The sequence below is a fragment of the Kitasatospora sp. NPDC091335 genome (assembly GCF_044757205.1).
Taxonomy (GTDB): Bacteria; Actinomycetota; Actinomycetes; order Streptomycetales; family Streptomycetaceae; genus Kitasatospora.
Genome location: NZ_JBIVUM010000013.1, coordinates 125,936 through 147,985 on the forward strand (window position 1 = coordinate 125,936; position 22,050 = coordinate 147,985).

Here is a 22,050-nt window from a genome sequence, read left to right on the forward strand (position 1 = left end):
GGTGAGTGGCCGGGCCGCGGGGCCCGTCTCCGGAGTCGAGGACGGGCCCGGGGCCGTCTCACCCGCCGAAGCCGGCCAGCAGCCCGCGCGGGTCGAAGGTCACCCGGATCCGGGTGATCCTCCCGTCCTCGACGTGCATCCAGTTCGCGGTCGGGGCCGGCGGCGCGATGCTCGTGCACAGCTCGAACCAGGTGATCACCTCGTCGCCCTCGGCCACCCGGACCTTCACGTCGATCCTCTCCAGCACCCGCCCGAGCCCCTTCAGCCCGGCCAGCGCCTCCTCCACTCCCGAGGCGGTCCCCAGCGCGCCGACGAAGTCGACATCGTCGGCCAGCAGCCCCCGGACGGTCTCGAAGTCGCCCGCCTCCCAGGCGGTGAAGTAGGTCTCGGCGAGCTCACGTGCGGTCTTCGTCGTCATGTCTTCATCCTCCCGGCCGTCTTACTCATCCGTCCAACAGATGGATCGGATGGAATCCATCGCCCCTGGTTATGAATGATGTGCGCGGTGCGTGATCGTCGGCTCACCGTCATCACGATGAGTGAATGTCAGCTGAGGTGGTTTCGGACTCCGGTGCCTGGTAAGGCGCTCAGCGCTGGAACGTGAAGGAGGCGTGAACCGTGATCACTGAACAGCAGGCCCGTTCGATGCTGCACCACCCCGTCCACGACGCACAGGGCAACAAGATCGGCAAAGCGGACCACATGTTCCTCGACGACACCACCGGCAGGCCCGAGTGGGTCAGCGTCAAGACCGGGTGGTTCGGCGCGAGCGAGTCGTTCGTCCCGATCCGCGACGCCCGGGTCGTCGGGGACCACCTGGAGGTGCCGTACCCCAAGGAGAAGGTCAAGGACGCGCCGCTGGTGGACGTGGACCGCGGCGGGCACCTCTCCGAGCGGGAGGAACGGCGGCTCTACCAGTACTACGGCATCGACCTGGACGAGGCCTGGAAGGCCGCCAACCGGCCCGGCGCGGGCGGTGGGGCCGCCGCGGGCGCTGCCGCCGCTGCCGGGGGCGCCACCGCCGGGACCGCCGCCGGCCGCACCGGCACGGCCGGTGCCGCGGGCGCGACCGGGGCCGCCGCCACCGGGGCCGCCGCCACCGGGATCGGCCACACCGCGATGCCGCCGAGTGCCACCACCCGTGCCGCCGCCGCTCCGGGTGCCGTCGGCTCCGCCGCAGGGCGGGCCGGTGTCCACCACGGGAAGGACGAGGCGATGACCCGCTCCGAGGAGCGGATGAGCGTCGGCGTCGAGCGGTACGAGGCCGGCCACGCGAAGCTGCGCAAGTACGTCGTCACCGAGGAGGAGCGGCAGACCGTGCCGGTGCGGCACGAGGAGGTCCACGTCGAGCACGAGCCCATCACCGACGCCAACCGGGGCGCCGCGATGTCCGGTGAGCTCATCTCGGAGGCCGAGTACGAGGTCACCCTGCACGCGGAGCGGCCGGTCGTGCGCACCGAGGCCGTCCCGGTCGAGCGCGTGCGGCTGGTGACGGAGGAACGCGTCGAGGAGCGGACCGTCACCGGTCAGGTGCGCAAGGAGCGCATCGAGGCCGAGCTGCCCGACGGGAAGAAGGCCGGCACGACCATGGGGCAGGCACAGGGCACGGAGATCCTGGGCAAGGACCGCCGTCGGTGACGCCCCCCGGCCGGTGACGCCCCCGGGCCGTGACACCGGTGGGCCGTGACACCCGCGGGCCGTGACCGCCTCGCGCGGTCGCGGTCGCGGCCCGTCCGTCCGGCCGGCGGAGCCCCCGGTCGAATATCGTCACCGGTCATGGAGATGCACCAGCTGCGCTACTTCGCCGCCGTGGTCGACGAGGGGACGTTCACCGCCGCGGCCGCCCGGCTGCACGTCAGCCAGTCCGGCATCAGCACCCAGGTGGCCAAGCTGGAGCGCGAGTTGGGCCAGCAGCTGCTGGAACGGGCGGGCCGGCAGGTGCGCCTCACCCCGGCCGGGGAGGCGGTCCTCCCGCTGGCGAAGAACGCCCTGGCCACCCTCGACGCGATCCGGCACGCCGCCGCCGAGTTCGCCGACGCCGTCCGCGGCCGGGTCCGGCTCGGCATGATCACGGGCTGCTCGATCCCGCCCTTCCTGGACACCGTGGCCGACCTCGGCCGCAGCCACCCCGGCATCGAACTCAGCCTGCACGAGGGGCCGTCCGAGGACCTCCAGGCCCAGGTGCTGGCCGGCTCCCTCGACCTGGCCCTGATCGGCTACGCGGGCGAGGTCTGCGCCGGGCTGGAGGCCACCGTCGCCGTCGACGAGCCGATCGCCGCCGTGGTGCCCGCCGGGCACCCGCTCGACCGGGCCCGGCTGCGGCTCGCCGACCTGCGGGGCGAGAAGATCCTCTGCCTCTCCTCCGGCACCGGCATCCGCGCCGCCTACCGGGACTCCTGCCGCCGGCTCGGCCTCGACCCGCGGGTGGACATCGAGGCCAGCTCGCCGGCCGCCCTGCTCCGGCTGGCCGAGCGCGGCGCGGGCGTGGCCGTCCTCAGCGCCTCCTCCGCGGCGGGCGCCGGGCTGCGGGCCGTCCCGCTGTCCGACGCCGCCACGTACGCCCGGCTCGGTCTCGTCGCCCGCCTCGACCAGCAGTCCCCGGCCGTACGGCTGTTGCGGGCCAGGCTCAGGGCGGCGCTCCGCTCCGGGTGACGGGCGGCGGGTGACGGGCGGCGGGTGACGAGCGGCGGGTGACGGCTGACCGCTGCCCGCCGGCCCCGCGTACCGGGTCGGGCTCAGGCCTTCCAGCGCGGATCGCGCCCCGAGGCGGCCAGCGCGCGGTCCCACGCGGAGGCGTCCTCCGGCAGGGCCACCGACTCGGCGAAGCCCGCGTACTGCCGGTACAGCTCGGCGTTCTCCGCCACGATCTCCCCGGCCAGCAGGGCGAGTTCCTCGTCGACCTCGATCCGCCCGCCGGTCGCCAGAGCGACGTCCCAGCCGTGCAGCAGCAGCTCCAGGGACAGCATCCGGGCGATCCCGACGGCCGGTACCGGGGCGCCGCCGAGGTCGACGTCCCCCTCCCAGACGGCCGGGTCGGCCCAGGCCGCGACCGCGCGCTCCAGCCGGGCCGCGTAGGCGGAGCGCCAGTCGGCGTCGGCGGTGAAGTCCCGCGAGACCAGCTCCTCGGGCAGCTCGGTCCGCCGGGCCCGGTGCTCCAGGCCGTGCGAGGTGTACAGCACCCAGTGGTTGATCAGCGCACGGGTGTCGAACTCCGTGCAGGGCGTCGGTGCGTCCAGCGGCCGGCCGGCCGGGACGGCGGCGGCGACGCCGGCCGCCGCGGAGGCGGCACGGGCCAGGAACGGGTGCATCGGGTGGGCGTTCATGGCGTCGATCCTGCACCGGCCCGCACCCGCCGGTCTTGAAGAAACGCGACGGCTAGCCTGGCCGCCATGGACTCCCCGGACTCTCCCGACCTCGGCCGCGGCGTGCTCCACCCGGCCAGGGCGGCCGAGCTGATCACCGTGGACCGGCTCGCGCCCGACCCGGCCGTGGCGCGGTTCGTCGAGTACTACTGGCTGGTCCGCTGGGACCTGCACGGCCTGCCGCCGTACGAGCAGAAGGTGCTCGCCCACCCCAACGTCCACCTGGTCTTCGAGGCTCCGGGGGCGCGCGTGTACGGGGTGGACCGCTCGCTCTTCGTCCGCCGGCTGGAGGGCGCGGGGCACGTGCTGGGCGTGCGGTTCCGCCCCGGTGCGTTCCGCCCGCTGGCCGGGCACCCGGTGAGCCGGCTGGCCGACCGCTCGGTGCCCGCCGCCGAGTACTTCGGAGCCGGGGCCGACCGGTTCACCGCGGAGATCCTGGCGGCGCCCGGCAGCCCCGCCGCCCTCGCCGACGCATTCCTCGGCCCCCGGCTGCCCGCCCCCGACCCGGTCGCCGCCGAGGTCGCCGCCGTGGTGGACCGGATCACCGGCAGGCCCGACCTCTGCCGGGTCGACGCGCTGGCCGCCGAGCTGGGCCTGACCGTCCGCCGCCTCCAGCGCCTGTTCGCCGAGTACGTCGGCGCCTCCCCGAAGTGGGTGCTGCGCCGCGCCCGCCTCCACGAGGCCGCCGAACGGGCCGGCGCGGACGGCGGGCTGGACCTGGCCGCGCTCGCCGCCGAACTGGGCTACGCCGACCAGGCGCACCTGACCAGGGACTTCACCGCAGCCGCCGGTGTCTCCCCGGCCCGCTACGCGGCCCCGGCGGGGAGCCGCACGCCCTAGAACCCCAGGAAGCGCTGCAACTCGTCCAGCAGGTAGTTGGCCCCGGTGTACCCGATGCCCTGGAACCACAGCTGGTCGTCCACCGGGAACGCCCGGTGCCCCTTGACCGCCCCCAGCGCCCGCCAGCCCGGGCTCGCCAGCGTCGCGTTGGCACCCGACAGGTCCGGATCGCCGTACGTCGCGTACAGCAGCAGGTCGCCGTCCACCCTGGCGAGCTGGTCCGGCGGGACCTCGACGTCCGGCTGGTCGACGTTCTGCGCGTCCGGTCGGCCCACCTGGGCGTCGGCGAGCACCGTCCCGGGGAAGCTCTGCCGGCCGAACATCCGGATGCCGCCGCCTTCCACGAACCGCACCAGGCTCACCCTGCGCCCCGACAGCTTCGCCGCCGCCAGCGTCTGGGCCACCTGCCCGGCGTGCTTCTGGTACGACCCGGCGAAGGCCGCCGCGGCGGCCTCCCGGCTCAGCGCCTGGGCGTGCAGCTGGACGTTCGCCTTCCACGGCGCCCCGGTGGTCTGGGTGAGCACCGTCGGGGCGATCTCCCGCAGCTGTTCGTAGCGGTCGCCGTCGCGGGTCTGGCTGGACAGGATCAGGTCGGGCCGCAGGGCCCGTACGGTCGGCAGGTCGGGCGCGCCGGCCGGGCCGACCAGCCGGATCCCGGCCGTCCTGGAGTCCGGCCAGTACGCGGGGTAGCGGGTGTCGCGGCCCGGGAGCGCGGCGCCGACCGGGGTGATGCCGAGGGTCAGCGCGGAGTCGAGCACGTCGGTGTCCAGCACGACCACCCGCATCGGCGCGCCCGGCACCACCACCGGGCCGGTGGCGGCGTTCACCGTCACCGGGGGCACCGGGGAGGGGGACGGCGAGGCGCCGGTGCCCAGGCCGTCCGAGGCCCCCGGGGCCGGCGGCCGGGCGGTGCAGCCCGCGGTCCCCGCGAGCGCGGCTCCGCCGAGGCCGGTGAGGAAGGTGCGGCGGGAGATCCGGGGCATCGGCGGTCCTCGGGCGGAGAGGCGGGATCGGGGCGCCGTCGAATTATGTCCGAAATGGAGGCTAAAGTGCCGTTAAGTGCGGGCGTGGCCGGGCGCGGGAGCCGCCGAGTGCGCCCCCTTCCCCTCAGGCCTCCACGGCCGCCGCCTTCGTCGCCCACGGGGCGCCCGGCACGACCAGCGGGGTGCCGGTCACCGGGTCGGGCACCACCACCGAGTCCAGCCCGAACACCTCCCGCACCAGCTCGGCCGTCACCACGTCCCCGGGCGCGCCCTGCGCCACCACCCGGCCGTCCCGCATCGCCACCAGGTGGTCCGCGTACCGGGCGGCCTGGTTGAGGTCGTGCAGCACGGCGACGACGGTCCGGCCGCGTTCGACGTTCAGCCGGCGGACCAGGTCCAGCACCTCGACCTGGTGCGCGATGTCCAGGTAGGTGGTCGGCTCGTCCAGCAGCAGGATGTCGGTGCCCTGGGCGAGCGCCATCGCGATCCAGGCGCGCTGGCGCTGGCCGCCGGAGAGTTCGTCCATGCTCCGTTCGGCCAGCTCGGCGGTGGAGGTGCGCTCCAGCGCCTCGGCGACCGCCGTCTCGTCCTCCGGCGACCACTGCTGCCACCAGCTCTGGTGCGGCTGGCGGCCGCGCGCGACCAGGTCGGCCACCGAGATGCCCTCCGGGGCGGTCGGCGACTGCGGCAGCAGGCCGAGCCGCTGGGCGATCCGCTTGGTCGGGATCCGCGCCAGCTCCTCGCCGTCCAGCAGCACCGCGCCCCGGACCGGCTTCAGCAGCCGGCCGAGGGCCCGCAGCAGCGTCGACTTGCCGCAGGCGTTCGGGCCGACGATCACCGTCACCCGTCCGTCCGGGACGGTGACGTCCAGGTCCTCGACGACCGTGCGCGCGTCGTAGGCCAGGGTGAGGCCCCTGGCCTCCAGACGGTGTCCGGACGGCGGGTGCGCGGACGGCTGGTGTCCGGACGGCGGGTGGGCGGACATCAGGAACCTCCACGGCGGGATCGGATCAGCAGCCACATCAGGTACGGCGCGCCGACCATGCCGGTCACCACGCCCACCGGCAGCTCGGTCGGCGCCAGCAGCCGCCGGGCGATCAGGTCGGCGAGGACCACCACCAGCGCGCCGGTCAGCGCCGAGCAGAACAGCGGGACCTGCGCCGAGCGGGCCAGCCGCAGCGCGATCTGCGGGGCCATCAGCGCGACGAAGTCGACCGGCCCGGCGGCCCCGGCCGCGCAGGAGGCCATCACGATGCCCAGCAGCGCCATGCCCAGGCGGATCCGGTCCAGGCGCAGGCCGAGGCCGACGGCGGTGGCGTCGTCGAAGGAGATCGACCGCTGGGCGCGGGCCGCCCACAGCGCGACCGGCAGGGCGGCGAGCAGCACCCAGGCCAGCCACCCGGCCTGGTCGTAGCCGGAGCCGTTCAGGCTGCCGGTCATCCAGACCTTGGCGGCCTGGGCCTGGAAGCCGTCGCCCTTGGTGAGGAAGACGGAGGTCAGCGAGGAGAGCGCGACGCTGATCCCGATGCCGATCAGCACGAAGCGCTGCGCGTGCAGGCCGCGCCGCCAGGCCAGCGCGTACACCAGCAGCCCGGCCACCAGGCCGCCGGCCACCGCCGCGTACGGGGCCTCGCCGGTCGAGCCGACCACGCCGTACGCCATCAGGCCGACCACGGTCGCGGTCGCGCCCCAGGTCACGCCGACCACGTCGGGGCTGGCCAGCGGATTGCGGGCGACGGTCTGGATCAGCGCCCCGGCCAGTCCGAGCGCCAGGCCGACCAGCAGCCCGACCACCACCCGGGGCAGCCGGAACTCGCCGACCACCAGCTCGTGCGGGCTCGGCTGCCCGAGCACCACCTTGACCACCTCGCCCGGCGGCACGGTGGACTCGCCGAGGCAGAGCGAGGCCACCACGGTCACCGCCAGCGCTACCAGCAGCCCGGCGGCGACGGCCACCGAGCGCCGGTGCACCAGGAAGGACGCCCGCCCGGCCCGGACGACGCCGTAGCCGCGCAGGGAGACCGGAGCCGTGAGCCCGCTCATGCCGCCACCACCTTCCTGCGGCGCACCAGGGCGACCAGCACCGGGACGCCGACCAGGGCGGTCATCACGCCCGCCGGGACCTCGGACGGCGGGAACAGGACCCGGCCGAGGGTGTCGGCGAGCAGCAGCAGCGCCGGGCCGAGGACGGCGGAGAAGGCGAGGATCCAGCGGTGGTCGGCGCCGGCCACCGCGCGGGCGGCGTGCGGGACGGCGAGGCCGACGAAGGCGATCGGGCCCGCCGCCGCGACCGCGGAGCCGGTCAGGACGGTCGCGCCGAGCGCGCCGACCACCCGGACCAGGCCGGTCTTGGCGCCCAGGCCCTTCGCGGTGTCGTCGCCGAGCGCCAGCGCGTCCAGTCCGCGTGCCACCGCGACCACCAGCACCGTGCCGACCGCCAGGAACGGCAGCAGCTGCCAGGCCACGTCGGAGGTCCGCCCGGAGAGCGAGCCGACGTGCCAGAAGCGGAACTGGTCCATGGTGGCCGCGTCCGTGGTCAGCACCAGGGTGTTGAGCGAGGCGATGAAGGCGGACATCGCCGAGCCGGCCAGCGCCAGCTTGATCGGCGTCGCGCCGCCCCGGCCGCGCCCGGCGAGCCCGTACACCAGCACGGTGGCGATCACCGCGCCCGCGAAGCCGAACCAGACGTACCCGGTGAGGGTGGAGACGCCGAAGCCGGAGATGGCGACCACCACGCCGGCCGCCGCGCCCTGCGAGACGCCGAGGATGCCGGGGTCGGCGATCGGGTTGCGGGTCAGGCCCTGCATGACGGCCCCGGCCAGGCCGAGCGCCGCGCCGACGGCCAGTCCGACGACCGTGCGCGGCACCCGCAGCTCGCGGATCACCACGGCGTTGGCGGTGTCGCCGCCGTGCAGCAGGGCGTCGAGGGTCTCGCCGAACGGGACGGTCCTGCTGCCGACCGCCAGGCTCAGCAGCACCGCGGCGGCCAGGACGGCGAGTGCGGCGGCGAGCCACAGTATTCGGCGCCGCGGCGCGCGGTACGGCGCGCGGGGCGCACCGGGCGGTGCGCTGGTGTCGGTCATGGGCCCTCTCCGCAGACAACTCAGGCAAACCTAAGTTCCACCGCGAAGCCGGGGCAAATCGCCTCGTGGGCCGCGGCGCCCGTTGGGTAGCCTGGCGGCATGCCCGCGACCTCATCTGCTCCGCTGACCGTCGGCTTCGACCTCGACATGACGCTGCTGGACACCCGGCCGGGTATCCGCGCCACCTACCTGGCGCTCTCCGCCGAGACCGGCACCCACATCGACGCGGACCTGGCGGTCACCCGGCTCGGCCCGCCGCTGCTGGATGAGATCCGCAACTGGTTCCCGGAGGCCGAGGTGGAACGGGTGGCCACCCGCTACCGGGAGCTCTACCGCGACCACGCCTTCGCCCCGACCGTGGCCCTGCCCGGCGCGTACGCCGCCGTCGAGGCGGTCCGCGCCCACGGCGGCCGGGTCGCGGTGATCACCGGCAAGTACGAGCCGAACGCCCGCCTCCACCTGGAGCACGCCGGGATGGCCGCTGACGCCGTGATCGGCGACCTGTGGGCGGAGACCAAGGGCGAGGCGCTGCGCGAGCACGGCGCGAGCGTCTACGTCGGCGACCACCTCGGCGACATCAGGGGCGCCCGGCACGCCGACGCGGTCGCGGTCGCCGTGGCCACCGGGCCGTACGGCGCGGACGAGCTGCGCGCGGCGGGCGCGGACGTCGTCCTGGACGACCTCACCGGCTTCCCGGACTGGCTCGCCCGGCACCTGGCCGGGCACTAGCGCCGCAAGCGCCGTCGCGGTACCGGCCCTGGCCCCCGGCGGCGCTCAGGACTCGACGGGCCCGATCCGGCGGCGCTGGGCCCGCGCGTTCAGCAGCAGCCCGGTCAGCGCCGCCAGGAAGCCGGCCGGCATCAGCATGCTCAGCCAGTACGCGACCGTCGGCAGCGGCGTCAGGTGCAGGAACAGCGGGACGAAGGTGACCAGGGTGGCGAGCGCGCCGAGACCGAAGACGATCGCCCCGGCCTTGACGTACACGTCGCCGGGGTCGGTGCTCTGGCTGTTCACGTCTGCTCACTCCTACGGGCCGGTCGGAACTGCCCCCAGTCTGGCAGAGCGGCCGCCGGGGGTGCCCACCGGAGCGGGCCGGTCACGTTGCGCAGTTTTCCGGCAGCTGAACGTTTTGATCCCTGCTGAGCGGGGGTATGCACGGGGTGCCGAGGGGCGCTGCAGGCGCGTCCCGAGTCCTCAGACCCGGGGGTGTGAGCCGATGGACCGCGCGGAGCCGCGCCGCGGCCGTGCCACGGCCGGGTTGCCCCCGACCTCGAGATCCCGCGTTCCCGCCGCCCCGTACGGGCCTCGGAGCGCGTATCCCTCGCGGAACGCGGACGAGGCAGTGACGGACCGTTAGTCTGCTCCTGACAGCGTGCCGACCACGAGCGCCCACCGGCGCCGAGCCGCGGTCGGCCGCTTCTCCCCACCACCCAGTGATCCCCGGCCAGGGCCGGGATCCCTCACACCCATTCGAGGACTGTTCGAGATGCCCACCGGCCAGGTCAAGTGGTTCAACGAGACGAAGGGCTTCGGCTTCCTGTCGCGCGACGACGGCGGCGACGTCTTCGTCCACACCAAGGCGCTGCCCGACGGTGTCACGTCGCTGAAGCCGGGCCAGCGGGTCGAGTTCGGCGTGGTCGCCGGCCACCGCGGGGACCAGGCGATGGCCGTGCAGCTGCTGGACGCGCTGCCCTCGGTGGCCGCCGCCCAGCGCCGCAGCGCCGACGACATGGCGCCGATCGTCCAGGACCTGATCACCACGCTGGACGCGGTGCTGCCCGGTCTCCAGCGCGGGCGCTACCCGGCCAAGCCGACCGGCCAGAAGCTGGCCGGCCTGCTGCGCGCGGTGGCCGACCAGTTCGACGTCTGACCGCGGGGACGAGCGGCTAGAACGCGAGCGCACCCGGGTCGAGCGGGGGCACCAGCCCCTCCGCGGCGGCCCGGGTGAGCAGCGCGCGGACGGCCGCGTAGCCCTCCTCGCCGAGGTCCTCGGTGAACTCGGTGACGTACAGCCCGATGTGCTGCTCGGCCACGCCCAGGTCCATCTCCTGGGCGTGCGCCAGCACGTACCCGCGGCTCGCCGCCGGGTCCGCCCAGGCCTGCCGGACGGAGGCGCGGATCGCGTCGCCGATCGCCCGCAGCCGCTCGGCGCCGAGCGAGCGCCTGGCGACGATCGCGCCCAGCGGGATCGGCAGGCCGGTCTCCCGCTCCCAGGCCTCGCCCATGTCGGCCAGGCTGTGCAGTCCGTACTGCCGGTAGGTGAAGCGGGCCTCGTGGATCACCAGGCCGGCGTCCACCCGGCCGTCCCTGACGGCGGGCATGATCTCGTGGAACGGCAGGACGACGATCTCGCCGAAGCCGCCGGGCACCGCCTTCGCGGCCCAGAGCCGGAACAGCAGGTAGGCGGTGGAGCGCTCGGAGGGCACCGCGACGGTCTTCCCCGCCAGGTCGGCGGGGGAGTCCACGCCCGGCAGGGTGAGCACCAGCGGGCCGCAGCCGCGGCCCAGCGCGCCGCCGCAGGGCAGCAGGACGTACTCGTCCAGGACCCAGGGCAGCGCGCCGTAACTGATCTTCAGCACGTCCAGCTCGCCGCGCTCGGCCAGGCCGTTGGTGACGTCGATGTCGGCGAAGGTCACCTCGGGGGCGTCCGCCCCCGGCACCAGGCCGTGCGCCCAGGCATGGAAGACGAAGGTGTCGTTCGGGCAGGGCGAGTACGCGATGCTCAGCCGTTCAGCCACGGCCGGCCTCCTCGATCGGTTCGTGGCCGGCGGCCGGTTCGTGGGCCGTGGCCAGTTCGTGGACGGGCAGCGCGGCGAAGGCCCGCTCCAGGGCGGCCAGCGCCTCGCCGATCCGCCAGGCGGCCCGGTCGCGCGGGCCCACCGGGTTGGACACGGTGCGCAGTTCCAGGGCCGGCACGCCGTACCGGGCGGCGGCCTCGGCCACGCCGAAGCCCTCCATCGCCTCGGCGGCGGCCCCCGGGTGACGGGCGGCCAGCGCGGCGGCCCGCTCCGCGCTGCCGGTGACGGTGGAGACGGTCAGCACCGGGCCGACGGCGAGGTCCGGGCCGCCCAGCGCCCGCGCGGCCAGCGCGACGGCGGCCGGGGGCGGGGTGTGCCGGACGGTGCCGAAGCCGAGTTCGGTGACGTCGGCGAAGCCCTCGGCGGTCTGCGCACCGAGGTCCGCGGCCACGATCGCGTCGGCCAGCACGGTGGCGCCGACCGGGGCGACCGGGGCGAAGCCGCCGGCGATCCCGGCCGAGACGGCCAGGGCGTACGGGTGCGCCGCCAGCGCGGTGGCGGTGGCGGCAGCGGCGGCGGCCGGGCCGACCCCGGCGGCCAGCACGTCCACCGGCGCCCGGGCGGCCCGGTGCAGCGTGCCGCCGGGCAGCGGCAGCGCGGCGGACCCGCCGGGCAGGCCGCGCAGCACCGCCTCGGCCTCGGCGGGCACCGCGACGACGACGAGCAGCCGGGCCCGTGCGGGGCCCGGCCGCTCGCCCCGGCCGTCGGTGACGGCGTGCGCGGTCATCGCGGGACCGTCAGCTGTTGTCCTTGGTGTTCAGCTGGAAGTACCAGACGGCGGTCGGGTTGTCCGAGTCCTTCTCGGCCTCGACCACGGTGACCAGGGTCTTGCCGCTGGCGTTCAGCACCTTGTTGGCCTGCTGGGCGCCCGACCAGGTCGAACCCTGGGCGAACGAGGACAGGCTGTAGCGCCCGCCCTGGCCGGTCGAGCCGCCGTTGGTGAAGGCCCACCAGCCGGTCTTGGCCACGTTCGGGGAGACCCCGACACCGACCCGGTCGCTCGACACGACGTCCGAGGAGGGCAGCGTGCCGTTCTTGAGGGCCTCGGTGGCCTTGCGCTGGCACTCCTCCTGGATGTCCTCGGTCAGCGGGCTGCCGGCGTTCCAGCACAGCGGCTCCGCGACGATCGAGGAGTTGCCGACCGTGAGCGTGGCCTGGTGGGAGACGTGCGCGGTCTGGCCGGCGGCGATGGCGACGGAGGTGCCCACCGTGGCGGCGCCGACCACGACGACGGCGCCGAGGGCGGCGATGGCACGGGAATTGAGGCTCATGCGTCAGAATCTACCGGGCCCGGCCGATCACGCGACGCGGGGGTCGGCCACCGCGTGTTGCCGCCCGCCCCGTCAGGCCACCCGGGGGGCCGTCGAGTGGCGCCGCAGACCCACCCGGAAGAGCGAGTGGATCGTCCACAGCAGCGCCAGTCCGACCACACCGGCGGCGATCGACAGACCCAGCCGCCCGTTCAGCGGCAGCAGGATGCCGACCGCGCCGCCGGCCACCCAGGACAGCTGCATCAGGGTCTCCGAACGGGCGAACGCCGAGGTCCGCACCGCCTCGGGGACGTCCCGCTGGATCAGCGCGTCCAGCGCCAGCTTGCCCAGCGAGGCCGCCATCCCGGCCATCCCGGCGACCAGAACCACCGTTACCACGCCGTACCAGAGCGCGGCCGCCGCCGTCACGCCGGTCGCCAGCAGCAGCATCACGGCGACCGTCGGCTCCTGGCCCCGGGTGCGCAGCCAGGAGCCGAGCACCGAGCCCAGCGCGTTGCCCGTCCCGGCCGCCAGCGCCACCACGCCCAGCGCCACCGTCGGCCGCAGGCCGCCGATCGGCTCCTGCCGCAGCAGGAAGGCCAGGAACATCACCAGGAAGCCGACCAGCCACTTCATCGCCGACATCGCCCGCAGCGCCAGGATCACCGACGGGCCGACCGTGCGCAGCGAGGCCCGGACCGGCGGCGTCCTGTGGTGGATCAGGTGCGAGCCCTCGCCGTGCACCTCGGCGTGCAGGACGGCGCGCTGCTCGCCCTTGGCCGAGTCCACCGCGGGCGGCAGGTGGAAGGCCATCAGGGTGCCGATCACGAACACCAGGAAGGCGCCGCGCAGCGGCCAGCCGGGGCCGACCAGGTGCAGCAGCCCGCCCACCCCGGCCGCCACGCCGGTGGCCAGCAGCCCGGCCAGGGTGACCCGGGAGTTCGCCTTCACCAGGGACAGCCGGCTCGGCAGCAGCCGGGGCACCACCACGCTGCGCACCACGCCGTACGCCTTGGACGCCACCAGGACGCCCAGCGCCTCCGGGTAGAGCGCGATGCCGCCGCCGACGATCACCCCGGCCATCGTCCAGGCCAGCACCGCCCTCGCCAGCATCGCCATCGCCATGGCGGCCCGGCGGCCGTGCGGCAGGCGGTCCAGCAGCGGGCCGATCACCGGGGCCAGGACGGCGAACGGGGCCATCGTGATCATCAGGTAGAGCGCGACCCGGCCGCGGGCCTCGCCGGTGGGCACCGAGAAGAAGATGGTGGAGGCCAGCGCGACGGTGATCAGCATGTCGCCGAAGGAGTTGAGCGCGTGCAGCTCGATCAGCTTCGCGAGGCCGGACTCGCCCGCGCCCTCGGCCGAGGTGGCCCGGCGGATCCGGCGGCCGGTGCCGTGCACCACCTTGCCGGTGCGGGCGCCGGCCGCGGAGGCGGTGCGCAGCAGGAAGGGGCGGCGCGGCTCGGGGACCTCGCCCTCGTCCGGTTCCGCCGGGGCCGGGCCCGCGCCGTCCTCGGGCCCGCTCGGGTCCTCGGGCTTGCGCAGGTCCACCGGGGCGGCGGACACCTCGGTGCGGTCCGCCGGCCGCGGTTCGCCCGCGCCGGGGACCGGAGGCTGCTGTCGCGGCACGGCGTCCGTCCGGTCGGGTCCGTCGGCCTGCGAGGCGCGCAGTGCGTGCTGCGACGGGTCGTGGTCCGCCACAAGCCCATCCTGCCCCAGAAACGCCGCGCCGACGCGGGATCGGGCCCCGCTCGGCGCGGCCCCGGAAGGGTCGCGTCCGCCCCGGACTGTGCCGGGGCACCGAGCGGCGGGTAGCCTGCCCAAGGTCCGCCCTCCGAGTCGCCACAGCGCCGGTCGGCCGGTCGAGCGGCGCGGTCGGTACCCGAGGGGGCTTCCGGTCGCGCAGAATGGACGAGGGACTACCGAGCCGCGACGGAACAGGCAACACGCCGTGGGCGACAGAAGAACTGGGAGAGAATCGACGCCGTGAGTGCTGCGATGCGAAGCCGTACCCCCGACCGGCTCTGTGCCGAGGCCGTCGAACTCGCCCGTCAGGCAGCCGAGGAGGCCGTCGGGCCGGAGGCCGTCGGGCCGCACCTGGGCGTCCAGGCGGACGCCGACCGCGTCGTCACTCACACCTTCGAGTGCCTGGACGCGGCATACCGGGGCTGGCACTGGGCGGTCACCGTCGCCCGCGCCCCGCGCGCCAAGAACGTCACCCTGGACGAGGTCGTGCTGCTCCCGGGAGCCGACGCGGTCCTCGCCCCCCAGTGGGTGCCGTGGAGCGAGCGGCTGCGCCCCGGTGACATGGGCCCGGGCGACCTGCTGCCCACCGACGCCGACGACGTGCGGCTGGAGCCCGGCTGGAGCGGCGAGGACGAACCCGCGCCGAACTCCGTGGTCGCCCTGGCGGACGACGAGGACCTGGTCGTCACCGACCCGCACGTCCAGCCCGCCCCGGCCCGTGCCCGGATCGACGCCGTCGCCGAGGAACTCGGCATGGGCCGCAGCCGGGTGCTCTCCCGGCTCGGCCTGCACCTGGCCGCCGAGCGCTGGGAGAAGGCCCACGGACCGCAGACCCCGATGGCGCAGGCCGCCCCGGCCTCGTGCGCGAGCTGTGGCTTCCTGGTCCCGATCGGCGGCTCGATCGGGCAGGCCTTCGGCGTGTGCGGCAACGAGTTCGGCCCGGCCGACGGCCAGATCGTCTCCTTCGCGTACGGCTGCGGCGGGCACTCCGAGGCGGCCGTCATCCCGGCCCCGCCGGCGCCGTCCGAGCTGATCCTGGACGAGCTGGTGGTCGAGCCGCTCCCGCTCCACGCCGACCGCACCTCGGGCTCCGTCGAACCCGACGCCCCGGCCGAGGAGCTCGGCCACTCCTGAGCCCGATCGCCTCCGCGGCCCGCCCGGTCACCGACCGGCGCGGGCCGCGGTGCTTTCCGGGCGCCTCAGGGCGGCGCACGCCGCTCCGGGGCCGGCCCGGGACCGCCGGACCCGTCCCGGCGCCGCGCGCCCCGCGGCGCCGCCCTGTGGCCCCGCCCGGGCCGCGGGCGGCGGGGCCGTGGTCGGGAGCAGTCGGTGGGGCAGGGAAGAATGCCCTACGACGTACAGGGCGGCGGAAGGCGGCAGGTCCAGTGGAACCTCGGATCATCGGCAGCGGCACGGACGAGCACCCCGCGGACCCCTTCGGGAGCGCCGCGCTGCGCCGGCGGGTGCTGGACGCCTGGGCCGCCTCGCCGGCCCGGTTCCGGGAGGACGCCAACGCCGAGGAGGAGCTGGCGCTCGGCGGCTACCGGGACCGCCTGGTCGTGGAGTTGGCGCAGAACGCGGCCGACGCCGCGGTCCGGGCCGGCCACGGCCCCGGCCGGCTGCGGCTGACCCTCGCCGACGGCGTGCTCGCCGCCGCCAACACCGGCGCCCCGCTGGACGCGGCCGCCGTCGAGTCGCTGTCCACCCTGCGCGCCTCCTCCAAGCGCGGCGAGGAGCCCGCCGTCGGCCGGTTCGGGGTCGGCTTCGCCGCCGTCCTCGCGGTCACCGACGAGCCCGCCGTGCTGAGTGCCACCGGCGGGGTTCGCTGGTCGCTCGGCGAGGCCGGGGTGCTGGCCGGGGCGCAGCCCGAGCTGGCCGACGAACTGCGCCGCAGGGACGGCCACGTGCCGCTGCTGCGGCTGCCGTTCGCGGCCGAGGGCCCGGCCCCCGCGGGCTACGACACGGTGGTCGTGCTGCCGCTGCGGGACGCCGCCGCCGAGGACCTGACCCGCCGTCTGCTGGCCGGGATCGACGACGCGCTGCTGCTCACCCTGCCCGGCCTGCGCGAGGTCGTGGTGGAGACCCCGGACGGCACCCGGACGCTCACCAGGGAGGCCGCCGAGACCCGCCCCGACGGCGTCACCGAGGTCACCGTCACCGACGACGCGGACGGCCGGCCGCGGCAGACGGTCTGGCAGACCGCCGGCACCTCCGGCCGGCTCGACGCCGAGCTGCTCACCGACCGGCCCACCGAGGAGCGCGCCCGCCCGTACTGGACGGTGACCTGGGCCGTCCCGGTCGGCCCCGACGGCGTCCCGCAGCGCCCCGCCATCGCCTCCGTGCTGCACGCGCCCACGCCGAGCGACGAGCCGGTCGGCCTGCCCGCGCTGCTGATCGCCTCCTACCCGCTGGACTCCACCCGCCGGCACGTCGCCCCGGGGCCGCTGGCCGACTTCCTCACCGAGCGGGCCGCCGACAGCTACGCCGAGCTGCTGCGCGCCCGCGGCGCAGACCTCGGCTCGCTCGGCCTCGTGCCCACCCCGCTCGGCCAGGGGGCGCTGGACAACGCGCTGCGCGCCGCGGTGCTCTCCCGGCTGCCCGAAACGCCGTTCCTGCCGCACCCGGCGCCGGTCGAGGACGGCACGCCGGCGCTGCGGCCCCGGGACGCGACGCTGCTGGAGGGCGCGGACGGCTCGGTGGTCGAGGCGCTCTCGCCTATCTTCCCCGGGCTGCTGCCGGCCGGTCTGGAGCGGCGCACCGAGCTGCGGGTGCTGAACGTGCGCCGGGTGCCGCTGGCCGAGGTGGTGGACCAGCTGGGCGGCCTGGACCGCGAGCCCGCGTGGTGGCGCAACCTGTACGCGGCGCTCGGCGCGGCCGACCCGGAGGCGCTCGGCGCGCTGCCCGTACCGCTCGCCGACGGGCGGACGGTCACCGGGCCGCGGCGGGTCCTGCTGCCCTCCGAGGACGCAGACTGGGCGGCCTTCCCCGGCTACCCCGAGTCGCTCGCGGACGCGCTCGCCGCGCTCGACCTGCGCCTGGCCCACCCCGAGGCGGCCCACCCGCTGCTGGCCAGGCTCGGCGCCGGCACCGCCACCCCGGCCGGGGTGCTGGACACCCCCGAGGTGCGGGCCGCCGTCGCCCGCTCCTACGAGCTGGCCGAGGACGACCCGGACGCCGCGCTGGAACTCGCCGACGCCGTCCTGGCGCTGGTGAAGGCCGCCGCCCCGGAGCCGGGCGCCCACCCGTGGCTGGCCAGGCTGGCGCTGCTCGACGACGAGGGCGAGCCCGCCCGGGCGGGTGAACTCGTGCTGCCCGGGAGCCCGTTCGCCATGCTCGCCCGCGAGGAGGACGCCGGCTGGGTGGACGACGAGCTGCTGGAGCGCTGGGGCCCCGAGGTGCTCGCCGCCGTCGGCGTGCCGGCGGACTTCGTGCTGGTGCGGGCCGAGGACGTGGTGCTCGACCCGGACGACCTGGAGCGGCTCGACCCCACCGCCCCGGCCGACCGCGCGGCCGGCGGCCACCCCACCGGCCTGCTGGACGAGGCGCCGGACGGGCTCGCCGAGTGGGCCGAGGACGTGCTGGAGGCGCTCCAGGCCGACGAGGCGGTCGGCGTCCCGCCGGTGGCCGCCGAGCTGCTGGCCGTGCGCGACCTCGACCTGGTGGACGACGACGCCTGGCCGGAGGCGCTCGCCGCGCTGGCCCGCCCGCCGTACCGGGACGCCGTGGTCACCCCGGTGCGCACCCTGCTGCCGGACGGCTCGTACGCCGACCTGCCGCCGTACACCGCGTGGTGGCTGCGTGACCACCCGGTGCTGGAGGGCCGCGAGCCGGCCGGTCTGCGGTCCGCCGGGGCCGACCCGCTGCTGCGCGGCCTGTACGACGAGGCCCGCACCACCCTGGACGAGCAGTTCCTGCACGCGCTCGGGGTGTGCACCACGCTGGCCGCGCTGCTCGCCGAGCCGCACGGCCCGGACGAGGTGCTGGACCGGATGACCGACCCGGCCGCCGAGGTCGGCCACCGCCAGCTGCACGGCATCCACACCGCGCTGGCCCGGGTGGACACCGGGCGGATCGAGCCGCTGGACGTGGTGCGGGCGCTGCCGCCGCTGGACCCGGCCACCGGTCGGCGGCCGGACCACACGGTGGTGGTGGACGCCACCGAGGCGGTCGTCGCGGACGCCCCCGACCTGGTCCAGCTGCTGCACCCGTACCCGCTGCTGCCGGTCGCCCCGGCGCTGGCCGCGGACCTCGCGGAGCGGCTGCACGTGTCGCTGGCCAGCGAGGTGGCGGGCGGCCGGGTGCTCTCCGAGGGCGTGCTGCACCGGGTCCCCGCGGTGGTGCGGGAACTGCTGCCGGGCTGCCCGGTCGCGTACGAGGAGCACGAGGACCTGCTGGTCGTCGGGCCCGACGGCGGCGAGGCGGCGGTGGACTGGCGCTGGGACACCGGGGCGGACACCCCGGAGCCGCCGTACGACCCGGAGCTGGCCGAGGCCGGCGACGAGGACGACGAGTTCGAGGTCCCGCCGGTGCCCGGTCTGCTGCACGCGGCCACGCCGGAGGGCCTCGCCGCCGGCCTGGCCTGGTCGGTCGGGCAGTGGCACCGCCGCTTCGAGGTGCTGGCCGCCCTCAGCGAGCCGGACCGCGCCTACGAGCTCTCGGCCGCCCGCGACTTCGAGGGCTGAGCCCGGACGGGCGCGCACCCGGTCTCAGCGGGGGCGCGCCCGCAGCCGCAGGTAGACCGTGACGGTGACGGTCGGCCAGACCGCGCCGAGCGTCACCAGCGCGGCGGTCCGCAGCGCGGGCGTCGGCCTGACCGCCATGCCGAGGCCGGCCATCGCCAGGGCGGTGAGGCCGACGGCCGGCAACCCGCCCAGGAAGGCGATGAACGCCTCCAAGTCCCCGCCCCTGCGCGCCATCCGGCACCCCCTTCGGGGTCATCATCGGGTGCGCGCGGGAGCTTGTCACGCAGTGGCGGTCCTGGCCCGTCACTCCATGCCGCGGCGCTTCATGACGCGCCAGGCGACCTCCAGGGCGATGCCGCAGACCACCGCGACGGCGACGCCCGTCAGCGGGTCGCGGAAGCCGACCAGGGAGAGGTCGAAGAACCTCTTCAGCGGCGGGACCAGCAGGACCAGCGCGAAGGCGCCGCCCATGGTGCCGATCAGCAGCAGGCGCCACCAGCTGTACGGGCGGGCGACGATGGCGAGGACCCAGATGGCGATCAGGAAGAGCGTCAGGGTGGCCACGCTGGTGTCGGCCTTGAGGTCGGTCGCGTGGTCGGTGCGGGCGAGCGTGTAGGCGACGAAGGTGCCGACACCGGCGATGGCGCCGCCGGGGATCGCCAGCCGCAGCACCCGCTTCACGAAGCCGGTGCGGGCCCGCTCGTTGTTGGGGGCGAGCGCGAGGAAGAAGGCCGGGATGCCGATGGTCAGCGAGGACAGCACGGTGGAGTGCCGGGGCAGGAACGGGTACGGCGAGTGGGTGAAGATCACCAGCAGCGCCAGCAGGACGGAGTAGACGGTCTTCACCAGGAAGAGTGAGGCGACCCGCTCGATGTTGCCGATCACCCGGCGGCCCTCGGCCACCACCGAGGGCAGCGAGGCGAAGGAGTCGTTGAGCAGCACGATCTGGGCGACCGCCTTGGTGGCGTCGGAGCCGGTGCCCATCGCCACGCCGATGTCGGCGTCCTTGAGCGCGAGCACGTCGTTGACGCCGTCGCCGGTCATCGCCACGGTGTGGCCGCGGGACTGCAGCGCCCCGACCAGCCGGCGCTTCTGCTGGGGGGTGACCCGGCCGAAGACGCTGGTCCGGTCGGCGGTCTCGGCGAGCTCCTCCGGGTCGGCGGGCAGGGAGCGGGCGTCCAGCGGGTGGTCGGCGCCCGGCAGGCCCAGGTGGCCGGCCACCGCGCCGACCGAGACCGCCGCGTCGCCGGAGATGACCTTGGCCCTGACCCGCTGGCTCTCGAAGTACCGCAGGGTCTCGGCGGCGTCCGAGCGCAGCCGCTGCTGGAGCACCACCAGGGCGAGCGGTGTGAGGCCGGCCGCCGGGTCGGGGGAGTCCAGCGGGACGGGCGTGCGGCCCAGCAGCAGCACCCGCAGGCCCTGGGCGCCCAGCTCGTCCACCTCGGCCAGCGCGGGGTGCCCGGCGGGCAGCAGCACGTCCGGCGCGCCGAGCAGCCAGCTGGCCTCGCCGCCCTGCGGCTCCAGCAGCTGCACGCCGCTCCACTTGCGGGCGGAGGAGAAGGGCATCGCCTCGATCACCCGCCAGCCGTCGCGTCCCGGAGCACCGTCGGAGGCGTCGCCGCGCCCGTACGCGTCGATGACCGCCTGCATGGACGCGTTGGGGCGGGCGTCGGCGCCGGCCATCACGGCCAGCGCGTGCTTGACGGTCTCCGGGGCGACGGCGGCGGGCTCCCCGTTCGAGAGCACCCGCAGGTCGACCACGTCCATGCCGCCCTCGGTGAGGGTGCCGGTCTTGTCCAGGCAGACGGTGTCCACCCGGGCCAGGCCCTCGATCGCCGGGAGCTCCTGGACCAGGCACTGCTTGCGGCCGAGCCTGACCACGCCGATCGCGAAGGCGACCGAGGTCAGCAGCACCAGTCCCTCGGGGACCATCGGCACGATGCCGGCCACCATCCGCCGCACGGCCTCGCGCCAGTCCCTGCCCTCGACGGCCAGCTGGCTGATGATCAGGCCGAGGGCGGTGGGGATCAGCAGGTAGGTGATGAACCGCAGGATGCTGTCGATGCCGGTGCGCAGCTCCGACTTGACCAGGGTGAACTTGCTGGCCTCCTCGGCGAGCCGGGCCGCGTAGGCCTCGCGGCCGACCTTGGTGGCGGTGAACGTGCCGGCGCCCGCCACCACGAAGCTGCCGGACATCACCTGGTCGCCGGGCTGCTTGAGGACCGGGTCGGGTTCGCCGGTGAGCAGCGACTCGTCGATCTCCAGGCCGTCCGCCTCGGTGACCTCGCCGTCCACGATCACCTTGTCGCCGATGCCGAGCAGCACCGTGTCGTCGAGGACGATCCCGGAGACGCCGATCTGCTGGACGGTGCCGTCCCGGCGGACCTGCGGGCGGGCCTCGCCGATCAGGGCCAGGCTGTCCAGGGTCTTCTTGGCGCGCAGCTCCTGGATGATGCCGATCGCGGTGTTGGCCACGATGACCAGGCCGAACAGGCCGTCCTGGAGCGGACCGACGATCAGGATGATCCCGAACATCACGCCGATGATCGCGTTGAACCGGGTGAAGACGTTGGCCCGGACGATCTCCCTGGTGGACCGGCTGGACCGCACCGGAACGTCGTTGACCTGGCCCTTCGCGACCCGCTCCGCGACCTCGGCGGCGGTCAGGCCGCCGCGCCGCCCGGGCAGCAGGCCGAGCGGGTGTGCTCCGTCCGGGTGGTCCCCGTCGGCCGGCTGCTCTTCCGCGGGCTGGGCAGGCTGCGTCATGGCACCGACTCTACGGGTGCCTTATGTCCGGTGCGTGCTACTAAAGGACTATTCAGTCCGACCGGGTGGCAGGGTCCTGGCCGTCGTCCTCGGCGGCGCGTTCGACGGTGTGTCCGGCCGGGCCGGCGGCCGCCTCGGCGGCGCGGCCGCGGGCGATCGCGTCCCGCCGGGCGCGGCAGTACCAGAGGCCGATCAGGCCGAGCAGGCCGCCGGAGAGGCAGATCCAGGGCCAGGTGCCGTGCCCGTGGTCCGAGAGGGTGCCCTGGAAGGGCAGCAGGGCGACGAAGGCGACGAACCACAGCACCGTGCCGCCGCCGACGATGGCGACGTCGTTGGCCTCCAGCGGAGGGGGCGAGGGGTGCAGTGGCGTCCTGGGCATGGGCCTAGCGTACGGTGCGGTGGGGCGCCTTGACGGGCGCGGAGGCCCCGTGCGGGCTCTACGCGCGAAGATAGCGCGTGTGCGATCGGGAAACCATACTTAAAGATCTGCGCCCGGCCATCGTCGCCCCGGGCGTCCCCCTCCCTCTCCTCAGCTCCCCC

At 75.6% G+C, this 22,050-nt stretch carries 21 protein-coding genes; 7 read left to right on the forward strand and 14 right to left on the reverse strand.

The window, feature by feature from the left end; all coding sequences use genetic code 11:
* Positions 1-58: 58 nt before the first annotated feature.
* A complete protein-coding gene (locus tag ACIQOW_RS25760; RefSeq protein WP_401088702.1) occupies positions 59-418 on the reverse strand; it encodes a nuclear transport factor 2 family protein in 360 nt (119 codons plus the stop codon).
* Between the two features lie 200 nt (positions 419-618).
* On the opposite strand from ACIQOW_RS25760, the gene ACIQOW_RS25765 reads away from it, so the two are divergent.
* Together ACIQOW_RS25765 and ACIQOW_RS25770 are read left to right on the forward strand one after the other, a co-directional pair.
* On the forward strand, positions 619-1,638 hold the full coding sequence (locus ACIQOW_RS25765) for a PRC and DUF2382 domain-containing protein (RefSeq protein WP_401088704.1): 1,020 nt from the start codon (positions 619-621) through the stop codon (positions 1,636-1,638).
* Between the two features lie 138 nt (positions 1,639-1,776).
* Entirely contained in the window at positions 1,777-2,652 is an 876-nt protein-coding gene (locus ACIQOW_RS25770; protein WP_401088706.1) for a LysR family transcriptional regulator, read from the forward strand.
* A gap of 83 nt (positions 2,653-2,735) precedes the next feature.
* Here the strand turns inward: ACIQOW_RS25770 and ACIQOW_RS25775 are convergent, their stop codons facing one another.
* Positions 2,736-3,323, reverse strand: a complete 588-nt coding sequence (locus tag ACIQOW_RS25775; RefSeq protein WP_401088708.1) for a TIGR03086 family metal-binding protein — start codon at positions 3,321-3,323, stop codon at positions 2,736-2,738.
* A gap of 66 nt (positions 3,324-3,389) precedes the next feature.
* On the opposite strand from ACIQOW_RS25775, the gene ACIQOW_RS25780 reads away from it, so the two are divergent.
* Positions 3,390-4,202 (forward strand): DUF6597 domain-containing transcriptional factor, encoded by an 813-nt coding sequence (locus ACIQOW_RS25780; protein WP_401088710.1) that lies wholly within the window; start codon positions 3,390-3,392, stop codon positions 4,200-4,202.
* Here the strand turns inward: ACIQOW_RS25780 and ACIQOW_RS25785 are convergent.
* The 4 genes from ACIQOW_RS25785 to ACIQOW_RS25800 form a co-directional block, all read right to left on the reverse strand.
* Positions 4,199-5,185, reverse strand: coding sequence for an ABC transporter substrate-binding protein (locus tag ACIQOW_RS25785; protein ID WP_401088712.1), 987 nt, complete (start codon positions 5,183-5,185; stop codon positions 4,199-4,201). The genes ACIQOW_RS25780 and ACIQOW_RS25785 overlap by 4 nt on opposite strands.
* 124 nt (positions 5,186-5,309) lie before the next feature.
* A complete protein-coding gene (locus tag ACIQOW_RS25790) occupies positions 5,310-6,170 on the reverse strand; it encodes an ABC transporter ATP-binding protein (protein WP_188300868.1) in 861 nt (286 codons plus the stop codon).
* Positions 6,170-7,228 (reverse strand): FecCD family ABC transporter permease, encoded by a 1,059-nt coding sequence (locus tag ACIQOW_RS25795; protein ID WP_401088715.1) that lies wholly within the window; start codon positions 7,226-7,228, stop codon positions 6,170-6,172. Before ACIQOW_RS25795 ends, ACIQOW_RS25790 begins: the two co-directional genes overlap by 1 nt.
* Positions 7,225-8,268 carry an iron ABC transporter permease gene (locus ACIQOW_RS25800; protein WP_188300870.1) on the reverse strand — a complete coding sequence of 348 codons (1,044 nt, stop codon included), beginning with the start codon at positions 8,266-8,268 and terminating at the stop codon, positions 7,225-7,227. The genes ACIQOW_RS25795 and ACIQOW_RS25800 overlap by 4 nt, the downstream gene beginning before the upstream one ends.
* 99 nt (positions 8,269-8,367) lie before the next feature.
* Between ACIQOW_RS25800 and ACIQOW_RS25805 the strand changes: the two genes are divergently transcribed.
* The gene (locus tag ACIQOW_RS25805; RefSeq protein ID WP_401088717.1) at positions 8,368-8,997 is read left to right on the forward strand and encodes an HAD family hydrolase; all 630 of its coding nucleotides are present in this window, start codon (positions 8,368-8,370) and stop codon (positions 8,995-8,997) included.
* 45 nt (positions 8,998-9,042) lie between these two features.
* Here ACIQOW_RS25805 and ACIQOW_RS25810 read toward each other — a convergent pair whose 3' ends face one another.
* A complete protein-coding gene (locus tag ACIQOW_RS25810) occupies positions 9,043-9,282 on the reverse strand; it encodes a hypothetical protein (protein WP_401088719.1) in 240 nt (79 codons plus the stop codon).
* Between the two features lie 472 nt (positions 9,283-9,754).
* Between ACIQOW_RS25810 and ACIQOW_RS25815 the strand changes: the two genes are divergently transcribed.
* Entirely contained in the window at positions 9,755-10,138 is a 384-nt protein-coding gene (locus ACIQOW_RS25815) for a cold-shock protein (protein ID WP_188300873.1), read from the forward strand.
* Between the two features lie 16 nt (positions 10,139-10,154).
* Here ACIQOW_RS25815 and ACIQOW_RS25820 read toward each other — a convergent pair whose 3' ends face one another.
* The 4 genes from ACIQOW_RS25820 to ACIQOW_RS25835 all read right to left on the reverse strand — a co-directional run bounded on the left by ACIQOW_RS25820 (position 10,155) and on the right by ACIQOW_RS25835 (position 13,759).
* Positions 10,155-11,006, reverse strand: coding sequence for a 1,4-dihydroxy-6-naphthoate synthase (locus ACIQOW_RS25820; RefSeq protein WP_401088722.1), 852 nt, complete (start codon positions 11,004-11,006; stop codon positions 10,155-10,157).
* Positions 10,999-11,793 carry a futalosine hydrolase gene (locus tag ACIQOW_RS25825; protein WP_401088724.1) on the reverse strand — a complete coding sequence of 265 codons (795 nt, stop codon included), beginning with the start codon at positions 11,791-11,793 and terminating at the stop codon, positions 10,999-11,001. The genes ACIQOW_RS25820 and ACIQOW_RS25825 overlap by 8 nt, the downstream gene beginning before the upstream one ends.
* Positions 11,794-11,803: 10 nt before the next feature.
* The gene (locus ACIQOW_RS25830) at positions 11,804-12,337 is read right to left on the reverse strand and encodes a hypothetical protein (RefSeq protein ID WP_401088726.1); all 534 of its coding nucleotides are present in this window, start codon (positions 12,335-12,337) and stop codon (positions 11,804-11,806) included.
* A gap of 72 nt (positions 12,338-12,409) precedes the next feature.
* On the reverse strand, positions 12,410-13,759 hold the full coding sequence (locus tag ACIQOW_RS25835; protein ID WP_401088896.1) for an MFS transporter: 1,350 nt from the start codon (positions 13,757-13,759) through the stop codon (positions 12,410-12,412).
* Positions 13,760-14,314: 555 nt separating this feature from the next.
* Here ACIQOW_RS25835 and ACIQOW_RS25840 point away from each other — a divergent pair.
* Together ACIQOW_RS25840 and ACIQOW_RS25845 are read left to right on the forward strand one after the other, a co-directional pair.
* Positions 14,315-15,196, forward strand: coding sequence for a DUF3027 domain-containing protein (locus tag ACIQOW_RS25840; RefSeq protein WP_401088898.1), 882 nt, complete (start codon positions 14,315-14,317; stop codon positions 15,194-15,196).
* Between the two features lie 251 nt (positions 15,197-15,447).
* On the forward strand, positions 15,448-18,744 hold the full coding sequence (locus ACIQOW_RS25845; RefSeq protein ID WP_401088728.1) for a sacsin N-terminal ATP-binding-like domain-containing protein: 3,297 nt from the start codon (positions 15,448-15,450) through the stop codon (positions 18,742-18,744).
* A gap of 24 nt (positions 18,745-18,768) precedes the next feature.
* Here the strand turns inward: ACIQOW_RS25845 and ACIQOW_RS25850 are convergent, their stop codons facing one another.
* From ACIQOW_RS25850 to ACIQOW_RS25860, 3 genes are all read right to left on the reverse strand, one after another.
* Positions 18,769-18,978 carry a hypothetical protein gene (locus ACIQOW_RS25850; RefSeq protein WP_401088730.1) on the reverse strand — a complete coding sequence of 70 codons (210 nt, stop codon included), beginning with the start codon at positions 18,976-18,978 and terminating at the stop codon, positions 18,769-18,771.
* Positions 18,979-19,047: 69 nt separating this feature from the next.
* Positions 19,048-21,510: an HAD-IC family P-type ATPase gene (locus ACIQOW_RS25855; protein WP_401088732.1), complete on the reverse strand. Its 2,463-nt coding sequence runs from the start codon at positions 21,508-21,510 to the stop codon at positions 19,048-19,050.
* Between the two features lie 52 nt (positions 21,511-21,562).
* Positions 21,563-21,889, reverse strand: a complete 327-nt coding sequence (locus ACIQOW_RS25860) for a DUF2530 domain-containing protein (RefSeq protein WP_401088734.1) — start codon at positions 21,887-21,889, stop codon at positions 21,563-21,565.
* Between the last annotated feature and the right edge of the window lie 161 nt (positions 21,890-22,050).